Source organism: Dietzia psychralcaliphila, assembly GCF_003096095.1.
Taxonomy (GTDB): Bacteria; Actinomycetota; Actinomycetes; order Mycobacteriales; family Mycobacteriaceae; genus Dietzia; species Dietzia psychralcaliphila.
In genome coordinates this window covers 3,149,528-3,170,928 of sequence record NZ_CP015453.1, presented here as the reverse complement: position 1 = coordinate 3,170,928, position 21,401 = coordinate 3,149,528, and the positions used below count along the sequence as shown (strand labels likewise).

At 70.4% G+C, this 21,401-nt stretch carries 20 protein-coding genes; 13 read left to right on the top strand and 7 right to left on the bottom strand.

Annotated elements, in window-relative coordinates:
- The first annotated feature begins 154 nt into the window (after window positions 1–154).
- Window positions 155–883 carry an HAD family hydrolase gene (locus A6048_RS14690; RefSeq protein WP_107745582.1) on the top strand — a complete coding sequence of 243 codons (729 nt, stop codon included), beginning with the start codon at window positions 155–157 and terminating at the stop codon, window positions 881–883.
- The gene (locus A6048_RS14685) at window positions 880–3,381 is read left to right on the top strand and encodes a glycoside hydrolase family 65 protein (protein WP_107745584.1); all 2,502 of its coding nucleotides are present in this window, start codon (window positions 880–882) and stop codon (window positions 3,379–3,381) included. The genes A6048_RS14690 and A6048_RS14685 overlap by 4 nt, the downstream gene beginning before the upstream one ends.
- Before the next feature lie 153 nt (window positions 3,382–3,534).
- Here the strand turns inward: A6048_RS14685 and A6048_RS14680 are convergent, their stop codons facing one another.
- Together A6048_RS14680 and ramB are read right to left on the bottom strand one after the other, a co-directional pair.
- Window positions 3,535–4,116 (bottom strand): carboxymuconolactone decarboxylase family protein, encoded by a 582-nt coding sequence (locus tag A6048_RS14680; protein ID WP_107745587.1) that lies wholly within the window; start codon window positions 4,114–4,116, stop codon window positions 3,535–3,537.
- Between the two features lie 5 nt (window positions 4,117–4,121).
- The gene (ramB, locus tag A6048_RS14675) at window positions 4,122–5,576 is read right to left on the bottom strand and encodes an acetate metabolism transcriptional regulator RamB (RefSeq protein ID WP_107745589.1); all 1,455 of its coding nucleotides are present in this window, start codon (window positions 5,574–5,576) and stop codon (window positions 4,122–4,124) included.
- Between the two features lie 193 nt (window positions 5,577–5,769).
- On the opposite strand from ramB, the gene aceA reads away from it, so the two are divergent.
- The 9 genes from aceA to A6048_RS14630 all read left to right on the top strand — a co-directional run bounded on the left by aceA (window position 5,770) and on the right by A6048_RS14630 (window position 15,203).
- Window positions 5,770–7,059, top strand: a complete 1,290-nt coding sequence (gene aceA / locus A6048_RS14670; RefSeq protein WP_107745591.1) for an isocitrate lyase — start codon at window positions 5,770–5,772, stop codon at window positions 7,057–7,059.
- A gap of 172 nt (window positions 7,060–7,231) precedes the next feature.
- Window positions 7,232–8,152 (top strand): 3-hydroxybutyryl-CoA dehydrogenase, encoded by a 921-nt coding sequence (locus A6048_RS14665; RefSeq protein ID WP_107745593.1) that lies wholly within the window; start codon window positions 7,232–7,234, stop codon window positions 8,150–8,152.
- A gap of 107 nt (window positions 8,153–8,259) precedes the next feature.
- Complete coding sequence (gene metE, locus A6048_RS14660; protein WP_107745595.1) at window positions 8,260–10,509, top strand: 5-methyltetrahydropteroyltriglutamate--homocysteine S-methyltransferase; 2,250 nt, start codon at window positions 8,260–8,262, stop codon at window positions 10,507–10,509.
- 76 nt (window positions 10,510–10,585) lie between these two features.
- Window positions 10,586–10,894, top strand: a complete 309-nt coding sequence (locus A6048_RS14655) for a hypothetical protein (RefSeq protein WP_107745597.1) — start codon at window positions 10,586–10,588, stop codon at window positions 10,892–10,894.
- Between the two features lie 89 nt (window positions 10,895–10,983).
- On the top strand, window positions 10,984–12,192 hold the full coding sequence (locus A6048_RS14650; RefSeq protein ID WP_107745599.1) for a DUF445 domain-containing protein: 1,209 nt from the start codon (window positions 10,984–10,986) through the stop codon (window positions 12,190–12,192).
- Window positions 12,193–12,323: 131 nt separating this feature from the next.
- On the top strand, window positions 12,324–12,845 hold the full coding sequence (locus A6048_RS14645; RefSeq protein ID WP_107746600.1) for a helix-turn-helix domain-containing protein: 522 nt from the start codon (window positions 12,324–12,326) through the stop codon (window positions 12,843–12,845).
- A 79-nt stretch (window positions 12,846–12,924) separates the two neighbouring features.
- On the top strand, window positions 12,925–14,061 hold the full coding sequence (locus A6048_RS14640; protein WP_162845649.1) for a hypothetical protein: 1,137 nt from the start codon (window positions 12,925–12,927) through the stop codon (window positions 14,059–14,061).
- Between the two features lie 153 nt (window positions 14,062–14,214).
- Window positions 14,215–14,496: a DUF2516 family protein gene (locus tag A6048_RS14635; RefSeq protein WP_162845650.1), complete on the top strand. Its 282-nt coding sequence runs from the start codon at window positions 14,215–14,217 to the stop codon at window positions 14,494–14,496.
- Window positions 14,493–15,203: a MerR family transcriptional regulator gene (locus tag A6048_RS14630; RefSeq protein ID WP_107745601.1), complete on the top strand. Its 711-nt coding sequence runs from the start codon at window positions 14,493–14,495 to the stop codon at window positions 15,201–15,203. The genes A6048_RS14635 and A6048_RS14630 overlap by 4 nt, the downstream gene beginning before the upstream one ends.
- A gap of 6 nt (window positions 15,204–15,209) precedes the next feature.
- Here the strand turns inward: A6048_RS14630 and purU are convergent, their stop codons facing one another.
- The gene (gene purU / locus A6048_RS14625; RefSeq protein ID WP_107745603.1) at window positions 15,210–16,076 is read right to left on the bottom strand and encodes a formyltetrahydrofolate deformylase; all 867 of its coding nucleotides are present in this window, start codon (window positions 16,074–16,076) and stop codon (window positions 15,210–15,212) included.
- A gap of 198 nt (window positions 16,077–16,274) precedes the next feature.
- Here purU and deoC point away from each other — a divergent pair, with 198 nt between their 5' ends.
- A complete protein-coding gene (deoC, locus tag A6048_RS14620) occupies window positions 16,275–16,928 on the top strand; it encodes a deoxyribose-phosphate aldolase (RefSeq protein WP_235027450.1) in 654 nt (217 codons plus the stop codon).
- A 107-nt stretch (window positions 16,929–17,035) separates the two neighbouring features.
- Here deoC and A6048_RS14615 read toward each other — a convergent pair whose 3' ends face one another.
- The 4 genes from A6048_RS14615 to A6048_RS14600 all read right to left on the bottom strand — a co-directional run bounded on the left by A6048_RS14615 (window position 17,036) and on the right by A6048_RS14600 (window position 20,088).
- Window positions 17,036–17,986: an NADP-dependent oxidoreductase gene (locus A6048_RS14615; protein ID WP_107745605.1), complete on the bottom strand. Its 951-nt coding sequence runs from the start codon at window positions 17,984–17,986 to the stop codon at window positions 17,036–17,038.
- Between the two features lie 132 nt (window positions 17,987–18,118).
- On the bottom strand, window positions 18,119–18,622 hold the full coding sequence (locus A6048_RS14610) for a metallophosphoesterase family protein (protein ID WP_107745607.1): 504 nt from the start codon (window positions 18,620–18,622) through the stop codon (window positions 18,119–18,121).
- A 26-nt stretch (window positions 18,623–18,648) separates the two neighbouring features.
- Window positions 18,649–19,530 carry an LmeA family phospholipid-binding protein gene (locus A6048_RS14605; protein ID WP_107745609.1) on the bottom strand — a complete coding sequence of 294 codons (882 nt, stop codon included), beginning with the start codon at window positions 19,528–19,530 and terminating at the stop codon, window positions 18,649–18,651.
- 57 nt (window positions 19,531–19,587) lie between these two features.
- Complete coding sequence (locus A6048_RS14600) at window positions 19,588–20,088, bottom strand: DUF2505 domain-containing protein (RefSeq protein ID WP_107745611.1); 501 nt, start codon at window positions 20,086–20,088, stop codon at window positions 19,588–19,590.
- A 39-nt stretch (window positions 20,089–20,127) separates the two neighbouring features.
- On the opposite strand from A6048_RS14600, the gene A6048_RS14595 reads away from it, so the two are divergent.
- A complete protein-coding gene (locus A6048_RS14595; protein ID WP_107745614.1) occupies window positions 20,128–21,354 on the top strand; it encodes a UDP-N-acetylmuramate dehydrogenase in 1,227 nt (408 codons plus the stop codon).
- Window positions 21,355–21,401: the final 47 nt, after the last annotated feature.

Genomic DNA, 21,401 nt, shown 5'->3' with positions numbered 1-21,401 from the left:
TGGAGGCGAGGTGGACACCACATCACGCCCGCGCGGGCGTGAGATGGGCCGCACGGGGGGGAGGTGAGGGGTTCGGTACGACGGCCGGGTGTCTACCCTTGATGCGTCACCGGACGAGCCCGATCGGCCCACCGACCCGGAAGCAGGATTCGACATGGACCATGACGGCATTGATGCCGTGCTCTTCGACCTCGACGGGGTCATCACCCCGACGGCGGAGAAGCACATGCAGGCGTGGAACCGGATGTTCTCCGCGTACTTCGCCGACCGCGGGATCGACCCGTACTCGGACGAGGACTATTTCCGCTACATCGACGGCAAACCGCGGGTGGAGGGCATCGCGTCGATGCTCGCCGCGCGCGGCATCACCCTGCCCGAGGGCGACGACGACGACGCGGCCGACGCGGACACGATCACCGGTCTGGGTCTGCGCAAGAACGTCATCTTCCGTGAGCTGCTCGACGAGGGGATCGAGGCCTACCCGGGGTCGGTCGCCTACCTCGACGCCCTCGACGCCGCCGGGATCGCCTCCTGCGTGGTCTCCAGCTCCAAGAACGCCACCGCGGTGCTCGAGGCGGCGGGACTGCGGGACCGCTTCGAGATCGTCGTCGACGGACTGGTGGCGCTTGCCGAGGGCATTCCCGGCAAGCCCCGGCCCGACACGTACCTGCGGGGTGCCGAACTGCTTGGCGTGCCCGCGGAGCGCTGCGTGGTGATCGAGGACGCCGTCTCGGGCGTGCAGGCCGGTGCCGCCGGCGGGTTCGCGCATGTCATCGGCGTGGACCGCGGCGCGGGCCGTGACGTTCTGCTCCGGGAGGGTGCCGACCTCGTCGTCGTCGACCTGGCCGAGCTGATCCCCGGACTGACGGGGGCACGGTCATGAACCCGGTCCCCCCCGGGCGCGGCCCGGTCCACGACACCATCGGACAGTCCGTCCCCGGCAACATCCGCACGACGTACGGCGTCAACCTCCGCAGCCACCTCGAGGTGCCGGAGATCAACCGCTCCACGCACCCCGCGGACCCGTGGCGCTGGGTGGAGACCAACCCCAAGGCCTCCCCGCTGGGGGTCTCCGAGACGCAGTTCGCCGTGGCCAACGGCTACCTGGGCATGCGCGGCAATCCGGAGGAGGGCCGCGACTCCCACACGCACGGCACCTACGTCAACGGATTCCACGAGACCTGGCACATCCTGCACGCCGAGGACGCGTTCGGGCTGGCGCGCGAGGGCCAGACGATGGTCGACGTCCCCGACACCAAGACGATCCGCGTGTACGTGGACGACGAGCCACTCCGGGTGAGCGAGGCCGACCTGGAGCACTACGAACGCAGCATCGACTTCCGCGACGGCATCCTGCGTCGCGAGCTGGTCTGGCGCACGCCGGCCGGCAAGAAGGTGGTCATCCGCACCACCCGCATGGTCTCCATGGTGGAGAAGCACCTCGCGGTGATGACCTACGAGATCGAACTGCCCGAGGAGACCGCGCCGGTGGTGATCTCCTCGCAGGTGCTCAACCGGCAGGACGGCGAGGACGAGTACCACTCCGCCGAGGTCGTGCCCGAGGGCTTCGACCCGCGGCGCTCGGACGGGTTGGAACACCGTGTGCTCGAGCCGAAGGTCTCCGAGGGGCAGCGTGGCTACCACGTGCACGGCTACCGCTGTGCCAACTCCGGGATGACGATCGCCGTGGCCGTGGACCACGAAGTCGAGACCGAGGACGAGGTCGACATGAGCGTGGAGGTCGACGACGACGCGTCCAAGGTCATCTACCACGCCCACGTCACCCCGGGCCGTGTGCTCAAGTTGACCAAATTGGCGGCCTACCACACCTCCGAGAGGGTTCCGGCGGGCGAGCTGGCCGACCGGTGCGCGCGCACCCTGTCCCGCGCACGCGACCGCGGTCTGGACGAGCTGCACCGCACGCAGCGTGACTGGTACGACCACTTCTGGCACCGTGGGGACGTCGAGGTGGACGGCCCGGCCGAGACCCAACAGGCCATCCGGTTCAACCTGTTCCAGCTGGCCCAGGCCTCCGCCCGCGCCGAGACCAACGGGATCCCCGCCAAGGGTGTCACCGGCAGCGGCTACTCCGGTCACTACTTCTGGGACACCGAGACCTACGTCCTGCCGTTCCTGACCTACACGATGCCGCGGTTCGCCCGGAACGCCCTGCGCTTCCGGTACTCGATGCTCGACAAGGCCCGCGAGCGCGCACGCTTCCTGTCCGTGAACGGCGCGCTGTACCCGTGGCGCACGATCAACGGCGAGGAGGCCTCCGCCTACTACGAGGCCGGCACCGCGCAGTACCACATCAACGCCGACATCGCGCACGCCATGGTCAAGTACCTGTGGGCCACCGAGGACCAGGAGTTCATGATCCGCGAGGGCGTGGACGTGCTGGTCGAGACCGCGCGGATGTGGGTCTCGCTCGGGTTCTTCGCCGACGACGGCTGCTTCAACATCCACGGCGTCACCGGGCCCGACGAGTACACCACCGTGGTGGACAACAACCTGTTCACCAACGCCATGGCGCGGTTCAACCTGGTGGCCGCGACCATCGCCTGCAAGCGCATCGCCGAACTGGGTGACGGCCGGTGGGCGGGGATCTGTCGGCGCCTGAAGATCGACGACAGCGAGATCGCCGAGTGGCGGCGAGCCGCCGAGAACATGGTGATCGCGTACGACGAGACGCTGGGGGTGCATCCCCAGGACCAGGACTTCCTGGCCAAGGAGGTCTGGGACCAGGACCTGGAGCACCCGCGCCGACCGCTCCTCCTGCACTTCCACCCGCTGGTGATCTACCGGCATCAGGTGCTCAAGCAGGCCGACGTGGTGCTGGCGATGTTCCTGCGCGGTGACGAGTTCACCGAGGAGCAGAAACGGGCCAACTTCGAGTACTACGACCCGCTCACCACCGGTGACTCAACCCTCTCGGCGGTCGTGCAGTCGATCATCGCCGCCGAGATCGGGTACTGCGACGAGGCGTTCGAGCACTTCTCCAAGGCGCTCGTGGTGGACCTGGCGGACGTACACGGCAACGCCGCCCACGGGATCCACGTGGCCTCCGCGGGTGGCGTCTGGTCGGCGCTCGTGAGCGGGTTCGGCGGGATGCGCGACTACCGGGGCGTGATCTCGTTCGACCCCCGGGTGCCCGCCGAGTGGGGCGCGCTGACGTTCCGGCTGACCGTGCGCGGCACGCACGTGCGGGTCCGGTGCACCCACACCGAGATCACGATCGTCAACCTCAACGGTGCGGACTTCGCGTGCACCGTGCAGGGGCAGCCGGTGACGGTGCCCGCCGGCCAGACCCTGACGCTGGGGCTGGACGAGCGGGCCCGCGCCTGCCTGTCCCGCGCCGAGCGCTCCGCGTCGGAGAGCTGAGGGGGAGCAGGGAGGCGGGCGCCCAGCCCGGGCAGTGCCCGACCCGGCGCGCAGCCCGCGCAGTGCCCGACCCGGGCGCCCTGCCCTGCCCTGCCCCTGCCCGGCCCTGCCCCGGCTCGGCCCCGGCGGGGCTGGGCGGGGTGGCAGGAGTGGTCAGCGGGGCTGGTCGGGTTGGATCCGCAGGGTGTGCAGGGAGGTGGCCAGGCCGTCGTACTGGGCCACCAGCTGCACGAAGCCCACGAGCTCCGACTCGGTGAGGTGGGCGGCCAACGCCGCCCACGTGTCGTCCGCGATGTCCTTGGTCCGCACCAGCTCGTCGACCGAGCACAGCACGGCCTCGAGCCGATCCGTCCACCCGGCGGTGGCGGGGTCCTGGAGGGTCCGGGCGATCTCGTCGTCGTCGAGTCCGACCCTCGCGCCGATCCGCTCGTGGTGGGCCCGTTCGTACACACTGCCCCGCAGGTGGGCCACACGCAGGATCACCAGCTCGGTGGTCCGGCGGTCCAGGACGCCGAACGGCATCATCATTCCGGAGTAGGCCAACCACGCCGGGAACAGTCGACGGGCGTGGCCGAGCGTGGCGAACAGGTGCACGTCGCGGCTGCCGGTGACGCGGGCGCCGAGGCGGTTGACGGCCCAGCCCACCGGTCCGAGCTCACGGAACCCGCCGGGCCGGATGCGGGGCGGTACCGGGTCCCGAGGGGTGCTGTCGCTGCTGCTGTGCGGCTGGCTCATGGCCGTCAGGGTAGGGCAGGCGAGACGCCCGGGGAGTGGGGTTCGTCGAGCAGGTAGGGCGAGAGCGCCGAGCGGTGGGCGTCCACCTTGAGCGTCCTGTTCAGCGGCGGGAAGGCGCGCTGCGGGCAGGCGGGACGCTCGCACATGCGGCACCCGGACCCGATCTTGGTGGCGGCGTCGGCGTCGGCGAGGTCCAACCCCTGCGCGTAGACGGTGCGGTGGGCGTGGCGGGCCTCGCAGCCCAGGCCGATCGCGAACGTCTTGCGTGGTTGACCGAAGCGCATGGGCCGGGTGGTCACGGTCCGCGAGACCCACAGGTGCAGGCGTCCGTCGGGCAGCTCCGCGACCTGACGCATGATCTTGCCGGGGAACGAGAAGGTCTCGTAGACGTTCCACAGCGGGCAGGTGCCGCCCGAGGTGGTGAAGTGGACTCCGGACGCCGACTGCCGCTTGGACATGTTCCCCGCGCGGTCGACGCGGACGAAGCTGAAGGGCACCCCGGAGGCACCCGGGCGCTGGAGCGTGGACAGGCGATGGCACACGGTCTCGTAGCCGGTCGCGTAGAAGGTCATCAGCCGTTCGACGTCATAGCGGAAGTCCTCGGCGGTGTCGAGGAAGCGCTGGTAGGGCATGAGCACGGCGGCCGCGAAGTAGTTGGCCAGTCCGCGCTGGGCCAGGGCGCTGGCGGCGGGGGAGCTGAAGGCGCCGTCGGCCACGAGTTCGTCGAGTAGCTCGTGGTGCTCGAGGAAGGCCAGCTCCGAGGCCACCCGGAAGGCCTGCTGCCCGCCGGTCAGGTGCGCAGACAGGTCGAGCCGGCGGTCCTGGGCGGAGAAGCGGTGCCACAACCCGTCGGGCAGGTCCACGCGGCGCACCACGCGCACCCCGTGGGTCTCGGAGAGCCGGTTCTCGAGCTCGGCCCGGACGTCACCGCGGTTCATGCGGATGCGGGTGGTGAGCTCCTCGGCCGCGATGTCCAGGGAGTCGATGTAGTTCTGGCGCTGGTAGAAGTAGTCGCGCACCTCCTCGTGCGGCATGGCCAGCGCGAAGTGGTCCACCTCGTCGGACAGGGCGTTGCGGCTCTCGGTGAGCGTCGCCAGCAGATCCGCGGAGTTGCGGTAGCGCTGGTTCAACACGGCGAAGGCCCGCGCCAGAGACGGGTGGGCACGGACCAGGTCGATCACCTCCCCCGCGGGGATCCCGGCGGACACCTGGGGGTCGGACAGGGCCTCGGTGAGCTCCGCGATCAGGCGGGTGTCGGCGTCGGAGGCGAAGAAGGTCGAGTCGACGCCGTACTCCTCGGACAGTCGGGTCAGGACCCGGGAGGTGACCGGGCGTGCGTCCTTCTCGAGCTGGTTGAGATAGCTGGACGACAGGCCCAGCGTCTCGGCGAAGGCGGCCTGGGTGAGGCCGTGCTCCTCGCGCAGGCGGCGCAGGCGAGCACCCATGTGGTTGGCGGTCATATGCGGCTCCCGCGGCTCGGTGGTGTGCCACACATTCTTCGCAAAGTTTGCAAGCAACGCAAGGAAACTCGCCAGATTCGCACAATTCCCAGGTAGACGCGCTGCGATGGGTGTGGCATTCTTTCCAAGTACAGGACGCCGCACTCGCATCTATGCGAAGTCGGCTCCGCCCCCGAGACAGAAAAGAGTCGCGATGTCGAACGTCGGCAAGGCACGTACCGCTGCAGAGATCCAGCAGGACTGGGACACCAACCCCCGCTGGAAGGGCATCACCCGCAACTACACGGCCGAGCAGGTCGCGGAGCTGCAGGGCACCGTCGTCGAGGAGCACACCCTCGCCCGTCGTGGCGCGGAGATCCTCTGGGACAAGGTCAACAACAAGGACTTCGTCAACTCCCTCGGCGCGCTCACCGGCAACCAGGCCGTGCAGCAGATCCGTGCCGGCCTCGAGGCCGTGTACCTCTCCGGCTGGCAGGTCGCCGGCGACGCCAACCTCTCGGGCCACACCTACCCGGACCAGTCGCTATACCCGGCCAACTCGGTCCCGACCGTCGTGCGCCGCATCAACAACGCGCTCCTGCGTGCCGACGAGATCGCCCGCATCGAGGGTGACACCTCGGTCGAGAACTGGCTCGCCCCGATCGTCGCGGACGCCGAGGCCGGCTTCGGTGGCGCCCTCAACGCCTACGAGCTGCAGAAGGCCATGATCGCCGCCGGCGCCGCCGGTGTGCACTGGGAGGACCAGCTCGCGTCGGAGAAGAAGTGCGGCCACCTCGGTGGCAAGGTGCTCATCCCGACCAACCAGCACATCCGCACCCTGACCTCGGCCCGTCTCGCGGCCGACGTCGCCAACGTCCCGTCGGTCATCATCGCGCGCACCGACGCCGAGGCCGCCACGCTCATCACCTCCGACGTGGACGAGCGTGACCGCCCGTTCATCACCGGCGAGCGCACCGCCGAGGGCTTCTACAACGTCAAGAACGGCATCGAGCCCTGCATCGAGCGCGCCAAGGCCTACGCCCCGTACTCCGACCTCATCTGGATGGAGACCGGCACCCCGGACCTCGAGTACGCCAAGAAGTTCGCCGAGGCCGTCAAGTCCGAGTTCCCGGACCAGCTCCTGGCCTACAACTGCTCGCCCTCCTTCAACTGGAAGGCGAACCTGGACGACGAGACCATCGCCAAGTTCCAGAAGGAGCTCGGCGCGATGGGCTTCAAGTTCCAGTTCATCACCCTGGCCGGCTTCCACTCGCTCAACTACGGCATGTTCGACCTGGCCTACGGCTACGCCCGCAACCAGATGAGCGCGTTCGTCGAGCTGCAGGAGCGCGAGTTCAAGGCCGCCGAGGAGCGTGGCTTCACCGCCGTCAAGCACCAGCGCGAGGTCGGCGCCGGGTACTTCGACCGCATCGCCACCACGGTCGACCCCAACACGTCCACCGCGGCGCTGAAGGGTTCCACCGAAGAGGGTCAGTTCCACTGACCCCCAGGGTCGCCCTCCCGTAGGGCGGCCAGCACCATGACATGAACACACCGGGGGCCGCGGCCGTCTCGTCGAGGCGGCCCCGGCCCCCGGTCGTGTCCGGCGCACACCCGGGCGCACACCCGGGCTCACGCCCGGACCGATCCCCCGGTTCGAGAAGGACGTGTCCCACATGCCCACCACCCGCGAGGTAGCCCCCGGCCAGGGGTCGATCACCCGCGTGGGTGTGGTCGGTGCCGGACAGATGGGGGCGGGGATCGCCGAGGTGTGCGCCCGCGCCCACGTCGACGTGCTGGTGTGGGAATCCACCCGGGAACTCGCCTCGGCGGGCCGGTCCCGCATCCTGGCCTCACTCGACCGGGGGGTCTCCTCCGGGAAGATCACGGGACGCGAGCGGGATCAGGCCGCCCTGCGACTTCGGTTCACCACCGATCTCGGGGATTTCGCCGATCGGCAGTTGGTGATCGAGGCGATCGTCGAGGACGTGGCGGCCAAGACGGCCGTGTTCCGTGAACTCGACGAGGTGGTCACCGATCCGGAGGCGGTCCTGGCCTCCAACACCTCCTCCATCCCGATCATGAAGCTCGGCACGTGCACCGCGCAGCCCAGGCGCGTGATCGGCATGCACTTCTTCAACCCCGTCCCCGTGCTCCCGCTGGTCGAGCTGGTGAGCACCCTCGAGACGGGGGAGGCCGTCCGCGAGCGGGCGCAGCGGTTCGCCGAACAGGTCCTGGGCAAGCAGGTGGTGCACTCCGCGGACCGTTCGGGCGCGGTGGTCAACGCGCTTCTCGTGCCGTATCTGCTCTCGGCCGTCCGGATGGCCGAGTCCGGCTTCGCCACCCCGGAGGACATCGACAAGGCCATGGTGCTGGGATGCGCCCACCCGATGGGCCCGCTCTCGCTGGCCGACCTCGTGGGCCTGGACACCGTCAAGGCGATCGCCGACTCGATGTACACCGAGTTCCGGGAGCCGCTGTACGCACCGCCGCCCCTGCTGTTGCGCATGGTCGAGGCCGGGCGTCTGGGCAAGAAGAGCGGCCACGGTTTCTACCGCTACGACGTCCCCCGCGCGGCTACCCGCACCGCCCGCTGACCGCCGTGGCCCCGCCGGATCGCGTCTCGCGGCGAGAAGCCGGACGCTCGCGCCCGGGGCCCTCGGAGCTCGAACGCTCGCACCTCGCGCTCAGCCGCGCGTCCAGCGTGCTGGGTTACCCCAGGATCGGCCCGCGCCGCGAGCTCAAACGCGCGCTGGAACGGTACTGGCACGGCGACGGCACCCGGTCCGAGCTCCTGGCCGTAGGGCGCCGGATCCGGGAGTCGACCTGGCAGGATCTGCAGGACACCGGCCTCACGCAGATCCCGGGCAACACCTTCTCCTTCTACGACCACGTCCTGGACGACGCCCTGCTCGTGGGTGCCGTACCGCAGCGGTTCCGCGACCTGGTCGAGGGGCTGTCCCCGCTGGACACCCAGTTCGCGTTGGCCCGCGGGCGTGCGGACATGGCGCCACTGGAACTGGTCGCCCTGCAGGGTACGCCGTACCACTACCGCCAGCCCGAGTTCGAGGACTCCTCCGTCCTGGGGCTGCGGCCGGGTGAACTGCTGGCGGAGGTGGCCCGCGCCCACGAGTTGGGGGTCGACATCCGGCCCGTGATCACCGGCCCGGTGTCGCTGTTGTTGCTGAGCAAGCCCGCAGCCACCGCCGCTCCCGACTTCAGACCGATCGCGCTGCTGGACCGGGTGCTCGACCAGTACGAGGCGGTGCTGGTGACGCTGGCGGAGGCCGGCGTGACCTGCGTGCAGTTCGACGAGCCGTGCATGACCATGGAACGCACGCCCCACGAGATCGAGCGGCTGCGGCATGCCTACGACCGCCTGTCCGCGGTCCCCACGCGTCCCCGGATCCTGGTGACGGGGCAGTACGGGGACCTGGGCGAGGCGCTGCCGGCGCTCGCGGCCACCGGGATCGAGGCGATCGGCCTGGATCTGGTGCACGGGTACCGGCCCGCCGCCGAGCTCGCGGCGATCCCGGGTCTGGCCGGCAAGCGGCTCTACGCCGGGGTGGTCGACGGCCAGAACGTCTGGCGCACGGACAAGTTCGAGGTCCTGGGCTACCTCAGGGAACTCAAGGCCACGTTCGAGGACCTGGTGGTGTCGACCTCCTGCACGCTGCTGCACGTGCCCTACGACGTCCTGGCCGAGGTGGACCTGCCGGCGGAACTCGAGGACTCGCTGGCCTTCGCCGAACAGAAGGTCGCGGAGGTGGTGTCGCTGGCCGACGCGCTCGTCGACGGCCCCACTCCGCGCTGGCGACCCTTGCCGGTGCGGCCCAGTGCGCGCCGGGAGGACGTCCGGTCCAGGACGTCGGGGGTCGACGACGACGACAGGGTCCGCATGCCCTACGCACAGCGGGCTCCCCTGCAGGCGGATCGGCTGCAGCTGCCGGTCCTGCCCACCGCGACGCTGGGGTCCTTCCCTCAGACCGTCCAGATCAGGCGGGCCCGCCGGGACCTGGCCGACGGCCGGATCGACTACGAGCGCTACTGCGAGTACCTGCGGGAGGAGATCGCCTCGGTGGTCCGGCTGCAGGAGGACATCGGCCTGGACGTCCTGGTGCACGGCGAGGTCGAGCGCAACGACATGGTGCAGTACTTCGCGGAACTGCTCGACGGGTTCGCCGCGACCCGGCACGGGTGGGTGCAGTCCTACGGGTCCCGCTGCGTGCGCCCGCCGATCCTCTACGGGGACGTCGCCCGGCCCGCGCCGATGACGGTCGAGTGGACGGGGTACGCGCAGACGCTCACCGACCGCCCGGTCAAGGGGATGGTGACGGGGCCGGTGACGATGCTCGCACGGTCCTTCTCCCGGACCGACCTCGCGCTGCCCGAGGTGGCCACCCAGCTGGCCCTGGTGATCCGCGACGAGGTGGCGGACCTGGAGCAGGCGGGGCTGGCGATCGTGCAGATCGACGAGCCGGCCATCCGCGAGCTGCTGCCGCGGCGCGGAGCGGACAGGCGAGGCTATCTCGAGTGGGCGGTGGCCACGTTCCGCCTGGCGTCGGCGGGGGCCCGGCCGGACACCCAGATCCACACCCACCTCAGCTACTCCTCGCTGCAGGTGATGAAGGAGGCGATCGAGGGTCTGGACGCGGACGTGACCGCGATCGTCGCGACCCGGTCGATCGACTGGGTGCTGGACGCCCTCACCGACCACACCCTCACCCGGCAGGTGGCCCCCGGTGTCTACGAGTCGAGGTCGGGGTTCGTCCCGGACATCGACCTGCTGCACGAGAGGCTGCTCGAGGCGGTGGCGGCGGTGGGGGTCGAGCGGCTGTGGGCCGTACCGGACGGGGGGCTCAAGACCCGCTACACGTGGCAGTTGGAGCCGAGTCTGCGCAACCTGGTCACCGCGGCTCGACGAATCCGCCGGGCGGTTGCCCGCGGGACCTGAGCTTCCAATAGAATCGGAGCAAGCAACTCCCGGGCCGTGAGTCCGGGATCGGCAGTAGACGAAAGAGGACGACATCATGGCCGGTCAGAACCTCGAGCACACTGGTGCCGCCATCGTCGAGGAGTACTACCCCAAGTACGCGACCGACGAGGCGCCGGTCTACCCGCTGTACGCCACCGAGATCTACGCCGGTTCGGCCATCATGCTGCTGGCCATGAGCATGCTGGGCCTGCCCATCACGGCGCTCGCCTTCTACACCGACGACATGGATGTCTCCCTGGGTCTGGTCGTGGCCGCGGTCGTGGCCACCGTCGTCGTCTTCGTCATCGGACTCGCGGTGTGCATGATCGGATTCCGCAAGTACGGACGCAAGGACGCACACTGACGCTCGACCCGGTCACCGCGGCGGGCGGGCCCGCTCTGATGGCGGGCGACCCGGCAACCGATGCGGAGCGCAGGTCTGCCCTCCGCCGCATGAAGCTCGTCGCGACGGGGTTCCTGGTCGTCGCCGGGATCATCTTCCTCTTTGCCGAGTATTCGCTGGCCAACGGGGCCGGGGCCTGGGCCGGGTACGTGCGCGCGGCCTCCGAGGCAGGCATGATCGGCGGGCTCGCGGACTGGTTCGCCGTCACCGCCCTCTTCCGGCACCCGCTGCGGATACCAATTCCCCACACGGCGCTGATCCCCAAGAAGAAGGACCAGCTCGGTACCTCGCTGGGCACCTTCGTCGGGGAGAACTTCCTCGATCCCGACATGGTGAGCGAGAAGGTCCGCAGCGCCCGGATCCCCGCGCGGGCGGGTGAGTGGCTACAGGATGAGGCCCACCGCGAGATCGCCTCCGACCAGGCGGCCAAGGCCATCCGGTCCGTCCTGGCGGTGTTGCGTGACGAGGACGCCACGGCGATCATCGAGCGGACCATCGTCGCGCGGATCGCCGAGCCGAAGTGGGGCCCGCCGGCGGGTCGCATCCTGGCCGAACTCCTCGACGAGGGTCGCCACCTCCCACTGCTCGACCTCATGGCCGACCGCGCCCACGGGTGGGTCGAGGCCAACCCGGAGACCGTCGACCGCTGGGTCCGCGAGAAGGCGCCCACCTGGGCGCCGCAATTCGTCAACGAACTGCTCTCGGACCGCGCGTACCGCGAACTGGTCGAGTGGACCTGGCAGATCAAGGTCGACAAGCAGCACGCGGTCCGCCTCGCCCTGATCGGGTTCGTCGAGGACTTCGCCCGGGACCTCCAGCAGGACCCGGCCACCATGGACAAGCTCGAGGTCTTCAAGGCGGAGGTGATGAACCGCGAGGAGGTCCGTCGGGCCGCGGCGTCCGCATGGACGGCCGCCAAGCGGATGATCGTCGAGGCCACCGAGGACTCCTCCTCGACCCTCCGCGTCAAGATCGACGACCTCCTGCGTCGGTTGGCCGACCTGCTCGTCGACGACGAGAAGGTCCGCGCGCGCCTCGACGACTACATGACCCGTACCGCGGCGTATGTGGCGGTGAACTACTCCGGCGAGGTGACCTCGATCATCGCGGAGACGGTCGAGCGGTGGGACGCAGACGAGGCGTCCGAGAAGATCGAGCTGCTCGCCGGCAAGGACCTGCAATTCATCCGCATCAACGGCACCCTCGTGGGTGCCCTCGTGGGCCTGGTGATCCACCAGTTCACCCTGCTCGTCTTCTGACGCGCACCACCTCCCGGCAGTCCACACGCCTGTGATCCATCACACCGCCGCTACCGCTTGCTGTAGCTAGCACTCGTTGCTAGCGTTGTCTGCAGACGACGTGAAACGGACGGCGAGAGGAGGTGGACTCCATGGCCGAGAAACGTGGCCGGGAGCGCGATCGCAAGACCGAGTCCACCTCCGCGCCGACGGTCGAGCCGACCGCCGCGACCCTTGCGCGGAGGGCCAAGCCGACAGGCGAGGTCCCCCGTCACGGCGACGTCGCCCCACAGGGTGACGACGACAAACGTTCGTCCGAGTCGCAGGACATCGGGTCGTTCATCCGCTCGCAGCGGGAGGCCGCCGAGGTGTCCATCCGGCAGCTCGCGGAGCGTGCCGGCGTCTCGAATCCGTATCTGAGTCAGATCGAGCGGGGGCTACGCAAGCCGTCCGCTGAGGTACTGGGTCAGATCGCACGAGGTCTGAGGTTGTCCGCCGAGGTGCTCTACGCCCGCGCCGGGATCCTCGAACTGAAGGTGGGGAGTCCGGTGCGGGATGCCATCCTCACCGCGCCCGACCTCACCGAGCGTCAGAGGGAGGTGCTCGTGGAGATCTACGAGTCGTTCCGGTCCAACAACGCGACCGCCGCCGAACAGGTCGTCGACGTGCAGTGAGCCCGTCCGACGGCGGCCCGGGAGGGCCACGTGACATCCCACCCCAGAACACCTGCATGACAACGATCAAGGAGTCGACATGAGCCAGAAGAAGCCCGTTTCCAAGAAGACCCCCGCCGAGGCCGCCGCAGCGCAGGCCGAGTCGCAGTCCAACCCGAAGGACAACGCCCCGGGTGGCCCGCTGGGTCAGGCACTGTCCGCCGTGCGTACCCCGGTCTACGCCTACGTCGGCGTCAACGACCTGGCGGTGCAGGCGGTGTCCGGTCTGGTCTCCGACCTCCGTCGTCGTGCGGAGGAGGCCGTCACCGATGCCCAGACCAGGGTGAACGAGCGCGTCTCCGACGTGCAGAACCGGGTCACGGAGCGTGTGGCCGGCGTGCAGACCCGCGTCACCGAGGTCCCCGACCGCGTGCAGGCGCTGCCGTCCGAGGTGGAGGAGCTGGTGAACCGGTTCCGTCCCGATGAGTTGCGCAAGGTCGCCGACGCCTACGTCGAGGTCGCTGCCGGGATCTACGGCGGGCTCGCCGCCCGTGGCGAGGACGTGGTGTCCCGCCTGCGCGAGGAGAACCCGCAGCTCGAGGCCGGTCTCGCCCGGGTCAACGAGCAGGTCGCCCGCGCCGCAGGCGCGATGGAGGAGCAGGTCGAGCTCGGCGAGGACGCCCTCGGCACGGTCGCCCGCCAGACCCGCTCGATCGGCGTGAAGGCCGCGGGCCGCGTCTCCAAGGCCGCCCGTCAGGCTGCCGAGGAGGCCGGCACCACGGCCGACAAGGCCGCCGACAGGGTCGAGGACGCCGCGTACGCCGTGTCGGACGAGGTCCAGAGCGGTGCCGCGAAGGTCGAGGCCCAGACGGCCCAGGCCAAGAAGGCGACCGCCAGCAAGGCTCCGGCCAAGAAGGCGCCCGCCAAGAAGGCTCCGGCCAAGAAGGCGCCCGCCAAGAGCGCCGCCAAGTCGACCACGGCCTCCAAGTCCACGTCGGCCTCGGCGAACAAGCCGGCCGCGGCGTCGAAGTCGACTTCGGCCAACAAGTCGACGTCGACCTCGACCTCGGCGACCAAGTCGACCTCGGGCTCGACCTCGGCCAGCACGTCGTCGTCCGCGGCGCCGAAGCAGGAGTCCACGTCGGCTCCGAAGCCGTCGCCGTCCTCGACGAGCAAGTCCGCGTCGTCGTCGTCCTCGACGTCCGCCGACAAGCCGGCATCCTCCGGCAACAAGTGAGTCACCGCGGCTGAGGCCGCAGACAACCGCCCCCGGCCCGCTCGATGAGAGCGGGCCGGGGGCGGTTCTCGTCGAGGGTGTGGGTGTCGCGTCAACTCCACGCCGTGAACATCGATTCCGGTGCTGTCGGAGGGGCCGACTACACTGGCCACCGTGATAGATGCGTTGCCCGGAACCTGGGGCCTGATTCAGTTGGCGGTACAGGCAGCTCTCGTGGTGTGGGCGCTGGTCGGACTCGTGTTGGCCGTCCTGCCGCCCGCCTCGGCGTATTCGATCGAGGGCAAGTGGCCCAAGCCGGCCTGGATCGGTATCTGTGCCGGCGCCGCGCTCTTCTTCGCGATCCGGCCGTTCGGCATCCTCGGCATAGTCGCGATGGTCGCGGTCGGGGTGTTCTTCGCGGACGTCAGGCCCGCCGTCGGCGGTAGACGCAGGTGAGTTCCAGGGGGTCCGCGCCGCTGCAGCGCATAGAAGAGCTGGCGGAGACCTCCGGCGCGACAGTTCGCAATATCCGCGTCTACCAGGAACGCGGGTTGCTCCCGCCACCCATCCGTCAGGGGCGGACCGCGCTCTACGGGCCCGATCACCGCAGCCGACTCGAGCTGATCCTTCGTCTGCTCAACCGGGGATACACGTTCGCCACGATCGAGGAACTGCTCATCGCCGAGCGGCACGGGTTCACGCTCGCGGAGCTGCTCGAGGTCGAGAGTGTGCGGGGAGAGCGCAGGCCCACGGGGTCCCGGAGGCGCCTCACCCGGTCGGAATCCCAGGCCGTCGCCGCATTCGACATGCCGGAGGAGCTGGTCGACGTGGGGGAGTCCATCGGCCTGGTCACCGAACCGGGTGCCGCAGACCACTTCTTCTCCGACGTCTACATGTCCGAGCTCTTGCGCGACCTGATCGTCCTGGGCGTCGACGAGGAGGGGATCGAGAAGATCGGTCGACTGTTCATGGAGGGCCAGAGCACGGCGGCCGAGGCGATCACCGTGCTCGTGGAGACAGTCCGCACGGCCGGGTGGGACCAGGCCGTGCTCGAGAAGCGGGTCCGGTCGGTACTGCCCCGGGCCGGCGCGGCCGCTCGGCTGATCTTCCTGTCCGCCGCCGAGACCCTTCTCACCGAGCGCCACGGATTCTCCCGGGGCTGAGCCTCCTCAGGTGAAGACGACGGTCCGGGCGTCGTGCACCAGGACGCGGTCCTCGAGGTGCCACCGCAGGCCGCGGGCCAGCACCAGCTTCTCCGCGTCGCGGCCCTGCCGGACCATGTCCTGCACTGTCGCGGCGTGGTCCACACGGATGACGTCCTGCTCGATGATCGGTCCCTCGTCGAGGTCGGCGGTGACGTAGTGGCAGGTCGCGCCGATGAGCTTGACCCCGCGGACGTGCGCCTGATGGTAAGGGCGTGCCCCCACGAAGCTCGGCAGGAAGCTGTGGTGGATGTTGATGGCGCGACCGGCCCAGCGGGCACACAGCTCATCGGGCAGGACCTGCATGAAGCGGGCCAGGACGATCGCCTGCGGGTCGATGTCGTCGACGAGCGAGGCCAGCTCCTCGAACGCCGGCCCCCGCTCGGCCGGATCCGTCGGGAACGGCACGTGGTGGAAGGGGATGCCGTGCGCCTCGGTCATCCCGCGGAGGGTGTCGTGGTTGCCGATCACCGCGCGGATGCGCGCGGGGTAGTCGCCGCTGTCCACCCGGCCCATGAGGTCGTGCAGGCAGTGGCCCTCCTTGGAGACCAGGACGACGACGTCCTTGGGTTCGCCGGAGTCGGCGATGTGCCAGTCCGTCTCCGGGCCCAGCTCGGCGGCCACCCGGGAGAAACGGCGGCGCAACTCGTCGAGCTCCATGCCGATCGACTCGGCGTCCACGGACTGCCGGGTGAAGAACCAATTGGAGTTCTCGTCCGCGTGGTAGGCCGCCTCCACGATGGTGCCGCCGAGTTCGGCGAGGAACGTGGCGATGCGGGCGACGATGCCGATGCGGTCGGGGCAACCCAGTGAGAGGACGAAGCGGCGTGGCATGAACGGTCATTGTGCCAGCAGGGGGTGCAGGGGAGCCCCGCTAGGCTGACCGGTATGGACGCCACCCCCCAGAACGCCCCGCAGAACGCCTCCCAGAACGCCCCGCAGAACGTCCCGCAGAACGTCCCGCAGAACGTCCCGCAGCAGGGCGCCCCGACCACGCCGACGGACGGCCTGACCCGGCGCCGCGTCGCCGCGATGATCGACCACACGCTGCTCTCCCCGGACGCCTCCCGCGAGGATGTTCAGGCCTGTGTGGACGAGGCCCGCGAACTGGGGGTCAAGGCGGTGTGCGTGAGCCCGGCGATGCTCCCGGTGCGGGCGGAGGGCCTGACAGTGGCGACGGTGGCCGGCTTCCCCTCGGGCAAGCACCACTCGTTGGTCAAGGCGATGGAGGGGCGGTTGGCGGTGGACCAGGGCGCCGTCGAGGTGGACATGGTGATCGACGTGGGAGCCGCGATCTCCGGGTTGGTCGACGAGGTGATGGCCGACGTGCTGACGATGCGCGACGCAGTGCCCCCGCCCACCGTGATCAAGGTGATCCTCGAGTCCGCCGCCATCCACCGGGCGCTGGGCGAGGAGGCGGGGGACCAGCGGATCGAAGAGCTGTGCCACGCAGTCGCCCGCGCGGGGGCCGACCTGGTCAAGACCTCCACCGGCTTCCATCCCGCGGGCGGCGCCAGCGTGCGCGCCGTCGCCGCGATGCACCGGGCGGTGGGCGGGCAGCTCGGCATCAAGGCCTCGGGCGGGATCCGCGACGCCGACACCGCCCGGGCGATGGTCGCCGCGGGTGCCACCCGCCTGGGGCTGAGCGGTAGCCGCACCGTTCTGGAGGGCTTCCCGGAGGGCTGATCCGCCCGGGCGCTGGCTCGACCGGAGGGCTGATCCGCTCGAGCGCTGGCTCGACCGGAGCGCGCATCCCGCTGCCCAGGCCCAGGACCCGGCCCCTGCCCCGGGTGTCAGTCGGTGGTGAGCACCATCTTCCCGGCGGTACGGCCGGTCTCTCCGAGCCGGTGGGCCTCCGCGGCCTGCTCGAGCGGGAAGACGTCGGCGATCCTGGCCTGCAGTGCGCCCTGCTCCACCAGCTCGGTGATGGAGACCAGGTCGTGGCGGGAGGCGTCCACCAGCATGCGGATCGCCCGGACGCCCAGTTCCTCGGCCTCGCGGAAGAAGTCGTTCGACCCCACCGGCAGGATCGACACCACGATCCCTCCCGGCCTCAGGGTGCGCAGGGAACGCGTGGACGTCTCGCCGCCGATGGTGTCCAGTACGGCGTCTACGTCGCTGACCGCCTCGGCGAAGTCCACCTCGCGGTAGTCGATCGCCTCGTCGACGCCCAACTCGCGCAGGAAGTCGTGCTTGCCGGCGCTGGCGGTGCCGATCACGTACGCCCCACGGGCCTTGGCGATCTGGACGGCGACGTGCCCCACCCCGCCGGCGGCCGCATGGATCAGCACCCGTTGCCCGGGCTGGATGTCGGCGTACTCCACGAGCGCCTGCCACGCCGTCAGCGACACCAGGGGCAGTGCGGCGGCCTGCACGTGGTCGAGCGAGGCGGGCTTGGGGGCGAACCAGGCCGCGGGCGCGGCCACGTAGTCGGCGTGGGCGCCGTGTCCGAACGGGTAGGACAGCATGCCGAAGACCTCGTCGCCGGGGACGAAGCGGGCCACTCCGATTCCGACGGCCTCGACCACCCCCGACAGGTCCCAGCCGAGCACGAACGGCGGTTGACCGAGGAAGCCGCCGTTCTCGCGGTGCTTCCAGTCGGTGGGGTTGACGCTGGTGGCCTTGACGCGCACCAGGATCTCGTTGGTACGCGGTTCGGGGCGCGGGTGGTCGGCGACGACGAGGACGTCCGGCTCGCCGAGGGCCTGCTGGGTGACGGCACGCATGGTGGCTTCTGTGGTCATACGTCCCAGGGTGGCAGAATCCCGCGCCCGCCGTCCGGTGCCCGCCGCCCGGACCCTGCTGTTCGTCGCCCGGACGCTGCCGCCCACTGCCCGGACCCTGCCGCCCGCCGCCCGGACCCCGCCCCGCAGGATCTACCGGCTCCGCGGAAGCCGGTGCAGTTCGACGCCGCTCATCACGCCGTCTGCGGCGGTCGCGGTCATGTAGGTGCAGTACGGCTGCCGACGGCGATCGGTCGGGGACCCCGGGTTGAGCAGGCGCACGCCGCCCGGCGCTGTGGTGTCCCACGGAATGTGCGAGTGCCCGAACACCAGTACGTCGGTATGCGGGTAGGCCGCGGCCATGCGCGTGTCCCGGCCCGCCGATGGTCCGGTCTCGTGCACCACCGCCAGACGCACACCCTCGAGCGTCGCTCGAGCCACCTCGGGCAACCGCTCACGCACCGCCGGACCGTCGTTGTTGCCCCAGCATGCGACCAGGCGCGTGGAACGTTCCTCCAACGCGTCGAGCAGAGCGAGATCCATCCAGTCGCCCGCGTGGACCACCACGTCCGCGCGGTCGACCTCGTCCCACACCTGACTCGGTAGCTCGCGGGCGCGCGTCGGTACGTGGGTGTCGGCCAGGAGCAACAGTCGCATGCGCCCAGTGTGCCGCGCCCGACCAGCTACCCGGCCGCCTCCAGCACGACGTCGCGCCCACTGAGGTCGATGATCATGCCGCCCGGGACCACGCGCACCCCGGTCAGCTGGACGCCCTCCGGGAGTTCGGCGAGCGCGGAGTCCATCATCGAGACGGTGCCCCCGAGCAGCTCGGACGGCAGCGGGAAACCGAGGATTGTGGCCTGGGAAGGCTCCATCTCCAGGTTTCCGCCGGTCAGCCTGGGTGTCACGACCGCCTCGGCCAGGCCGCTGATGGAGACCCGGAGCGTGCCGGAGGCCGGGTCGGAGACGATCTCCTGAACCTGGACGAGACCGCCGAGCATCCCGCCGGTGGATTCCTGCTGCGCCGCGGTGGACATGGCCTGGTCTGAGACGAAGGCGGTCCCGGTCAGCGAGTCCACGTAGGTCAGGTCGCCCTCCGCGCGCACCCCGTCGGCCGCGATGTCGATCGCCGGGGCGGGACCGTTCGAGCCCTCCGCGGCGGTGCCGTCGGTGGTGATCCGGACGCTGCCCAGGTCGCCGCCGAAGTACGTGAGGAGTACCGGTCGCGCGCCCAGCTCGACCTGCGCCGGGCTGCCAAGGGAGGCCGTGACCTCGTCCTGGATCCGGTTCTCGACCGCGTTGCGGGTGCCGAACTCGAGCCCCACCACGCCCGCCACCAGCCCGACCACCGCGACTGCGGCGATCAGGGCGATCATCGGACCGCGACGTCGCCCGCCGGAGTCGGCCCGGTCAGAGCGACCGGTTCCAGGGGTTCCGGAATCCCCTGACGCGGAATCGCCGTACCCGGAACCACCCGGTGCTGCGGCGAACTGCTGGGTCTCGGCGTTCTGGACGCCGGGTCGGTCGTGGGCGGGGAATCGCTGGGTGTCGTGCCGCGGGTGCATTCCGCCAATTGTCGCCGAAGCCGGCCCGGATCGCAGAACCCCAGGTCGGCAGGCGTGTCAGCGCGTGGCGGTCCAGCGGTTGAGGTGACGGGTCTCGGCGTCGAAGAAGCGGGTGAGGTGGGTGACGACCAGCTTCTCGAGCTTGCCGCCCAGTAGCGGGACCGACACCTTGACCTGCCCGGTTGCGGACTCCACCACCACGCCACCCTCACTGACGGCCTCCGAGCCGCCCTTGATCACGCCGAGTCCACCGGCGGCCTCCGCGCGGGCGGAGCTCGAGAACCGCTCGCCGTCGAAGTCGGCGAAGGTGGTGGTGCGCACGATGACCAGCTGGCCGGGGAGGACCTTGCGGGCCACGTCCGGGATGTCCTCGTCCGGGATGTGCTGCGTGATGGTCACGGTGGTGGAGTCTCCGGTGGTCGCGAAGTCGTCCAGGGTGTCCCGGGGGCTGCCGATGGCGGCCAATCGGTCGCGCCAGAAGGCCTCGTCGCCGTACGAGGTGAACACGGTCTCGAGACGGGCGTCGATGTGGGCCGAGTGGGTGAAGTGGGTCGCCATGAACCCAGACACTACAAGGGGGCGGCTACCCTCGGACTGGTGCTCTCGCCCTCCTCCGATCGCCGCGCCGCTGACCACGCAGACGATGTGATCCGCGGGCTGTCCTCCGTGGCTGATCTCCTCGTGGTCCCCGACCCCCGCCTGGCCGATCTGACCACGCTGCGCATCGGCGGTCGGCCTCGCGCGCTGCTGGAATGCGCGACGGCCGAGGCGGTCACGGCCGCGGTCGGCGCCCTGGACGCCGCCGGCGTGCCGGTGCTCGTGCTGGGCGGCGGGTCGAACCTGGTGGTGGCCGGCGGCGACCTCGACGTGGTGGTGGTGGCCGTCCGCAACAGCGAGGTCGGCTACCGCGAGGCTGATCCCGGCGAGGCCGGGCCGGGGCAGGCGAACCCCGGCGGCGCGGATTCTGGCGGAACCGGGCCGGGGGAGTCCGTGTCCGGCGGGATCATCGTCCGCGCGGGCGCCGGCCTGAACTGGGACGACCTGGTGGCCGACACCGTCGGGCGCGGGTACGGCGGGCTGGAGTGCCTGTCCGGGATACCCGGCTCGGTGGGCGCGACCCCGGTCCAGAACGTGGGCGCCTACGGCGTCGAGGTGGCCCAGGTGCTGCACCGCGTGCGTTGGTACGACCGTGGGACCGGCACCGACGAGTGGGTCCTCCCGGCCGCGCTGGGGCTGTCCTACCGCACCTCCGTACTCAAGAACTCCGACCGCGCCGTGGTCCTGGAGGTCGAGTTCCGCCTCGACCCGGCAGGTCGCAGTGAACCGATCCGCTACGCCGAGCTCGCCGGCCGGCTGGGTGTCGCGCCCGGGGAGAGGGCCGACCCCGCCCTGGTGCGGCGCACCGTACTGGAACTGCGTCGCGGCAAGGGGATGGTGCTCGACGACGACGACGAGGACACCTGGAGCGCCGGGTCCTTCTTCACCAACCCGGTGGTCCGCGAGGACGAACTCCCCACCGTGCGGTCCCGGGTCACCGACCGGTTGGGGGCCGAGCAGGCCGCGCAGATGCCCGCGTTCGCCGCGGCGGGAGGGGTCAAACTCTCCGCGGGCTGGTTGATCGAGCGGGCCGGGTTCGGCAAGGGGCACCCCTCGTCGTCGTCGCCCGCCCGACTGTCCACCAAGCACACGCTGGCGCTGACCAACAGGGGCTCGGCCACCGCCGACGACGTGATCGCGCTGGCCCGCGAGGTGCGCGACGGTGTCCGGGAGGCGTTCGGCGTGGAACTGCACCCCGAGCCGGTGTGGGTGGGTTGCAGCATCTGACCCGCCGCGTCCGACCCCGGCCCCCGCCATTGCCGCCGACCCTGGCA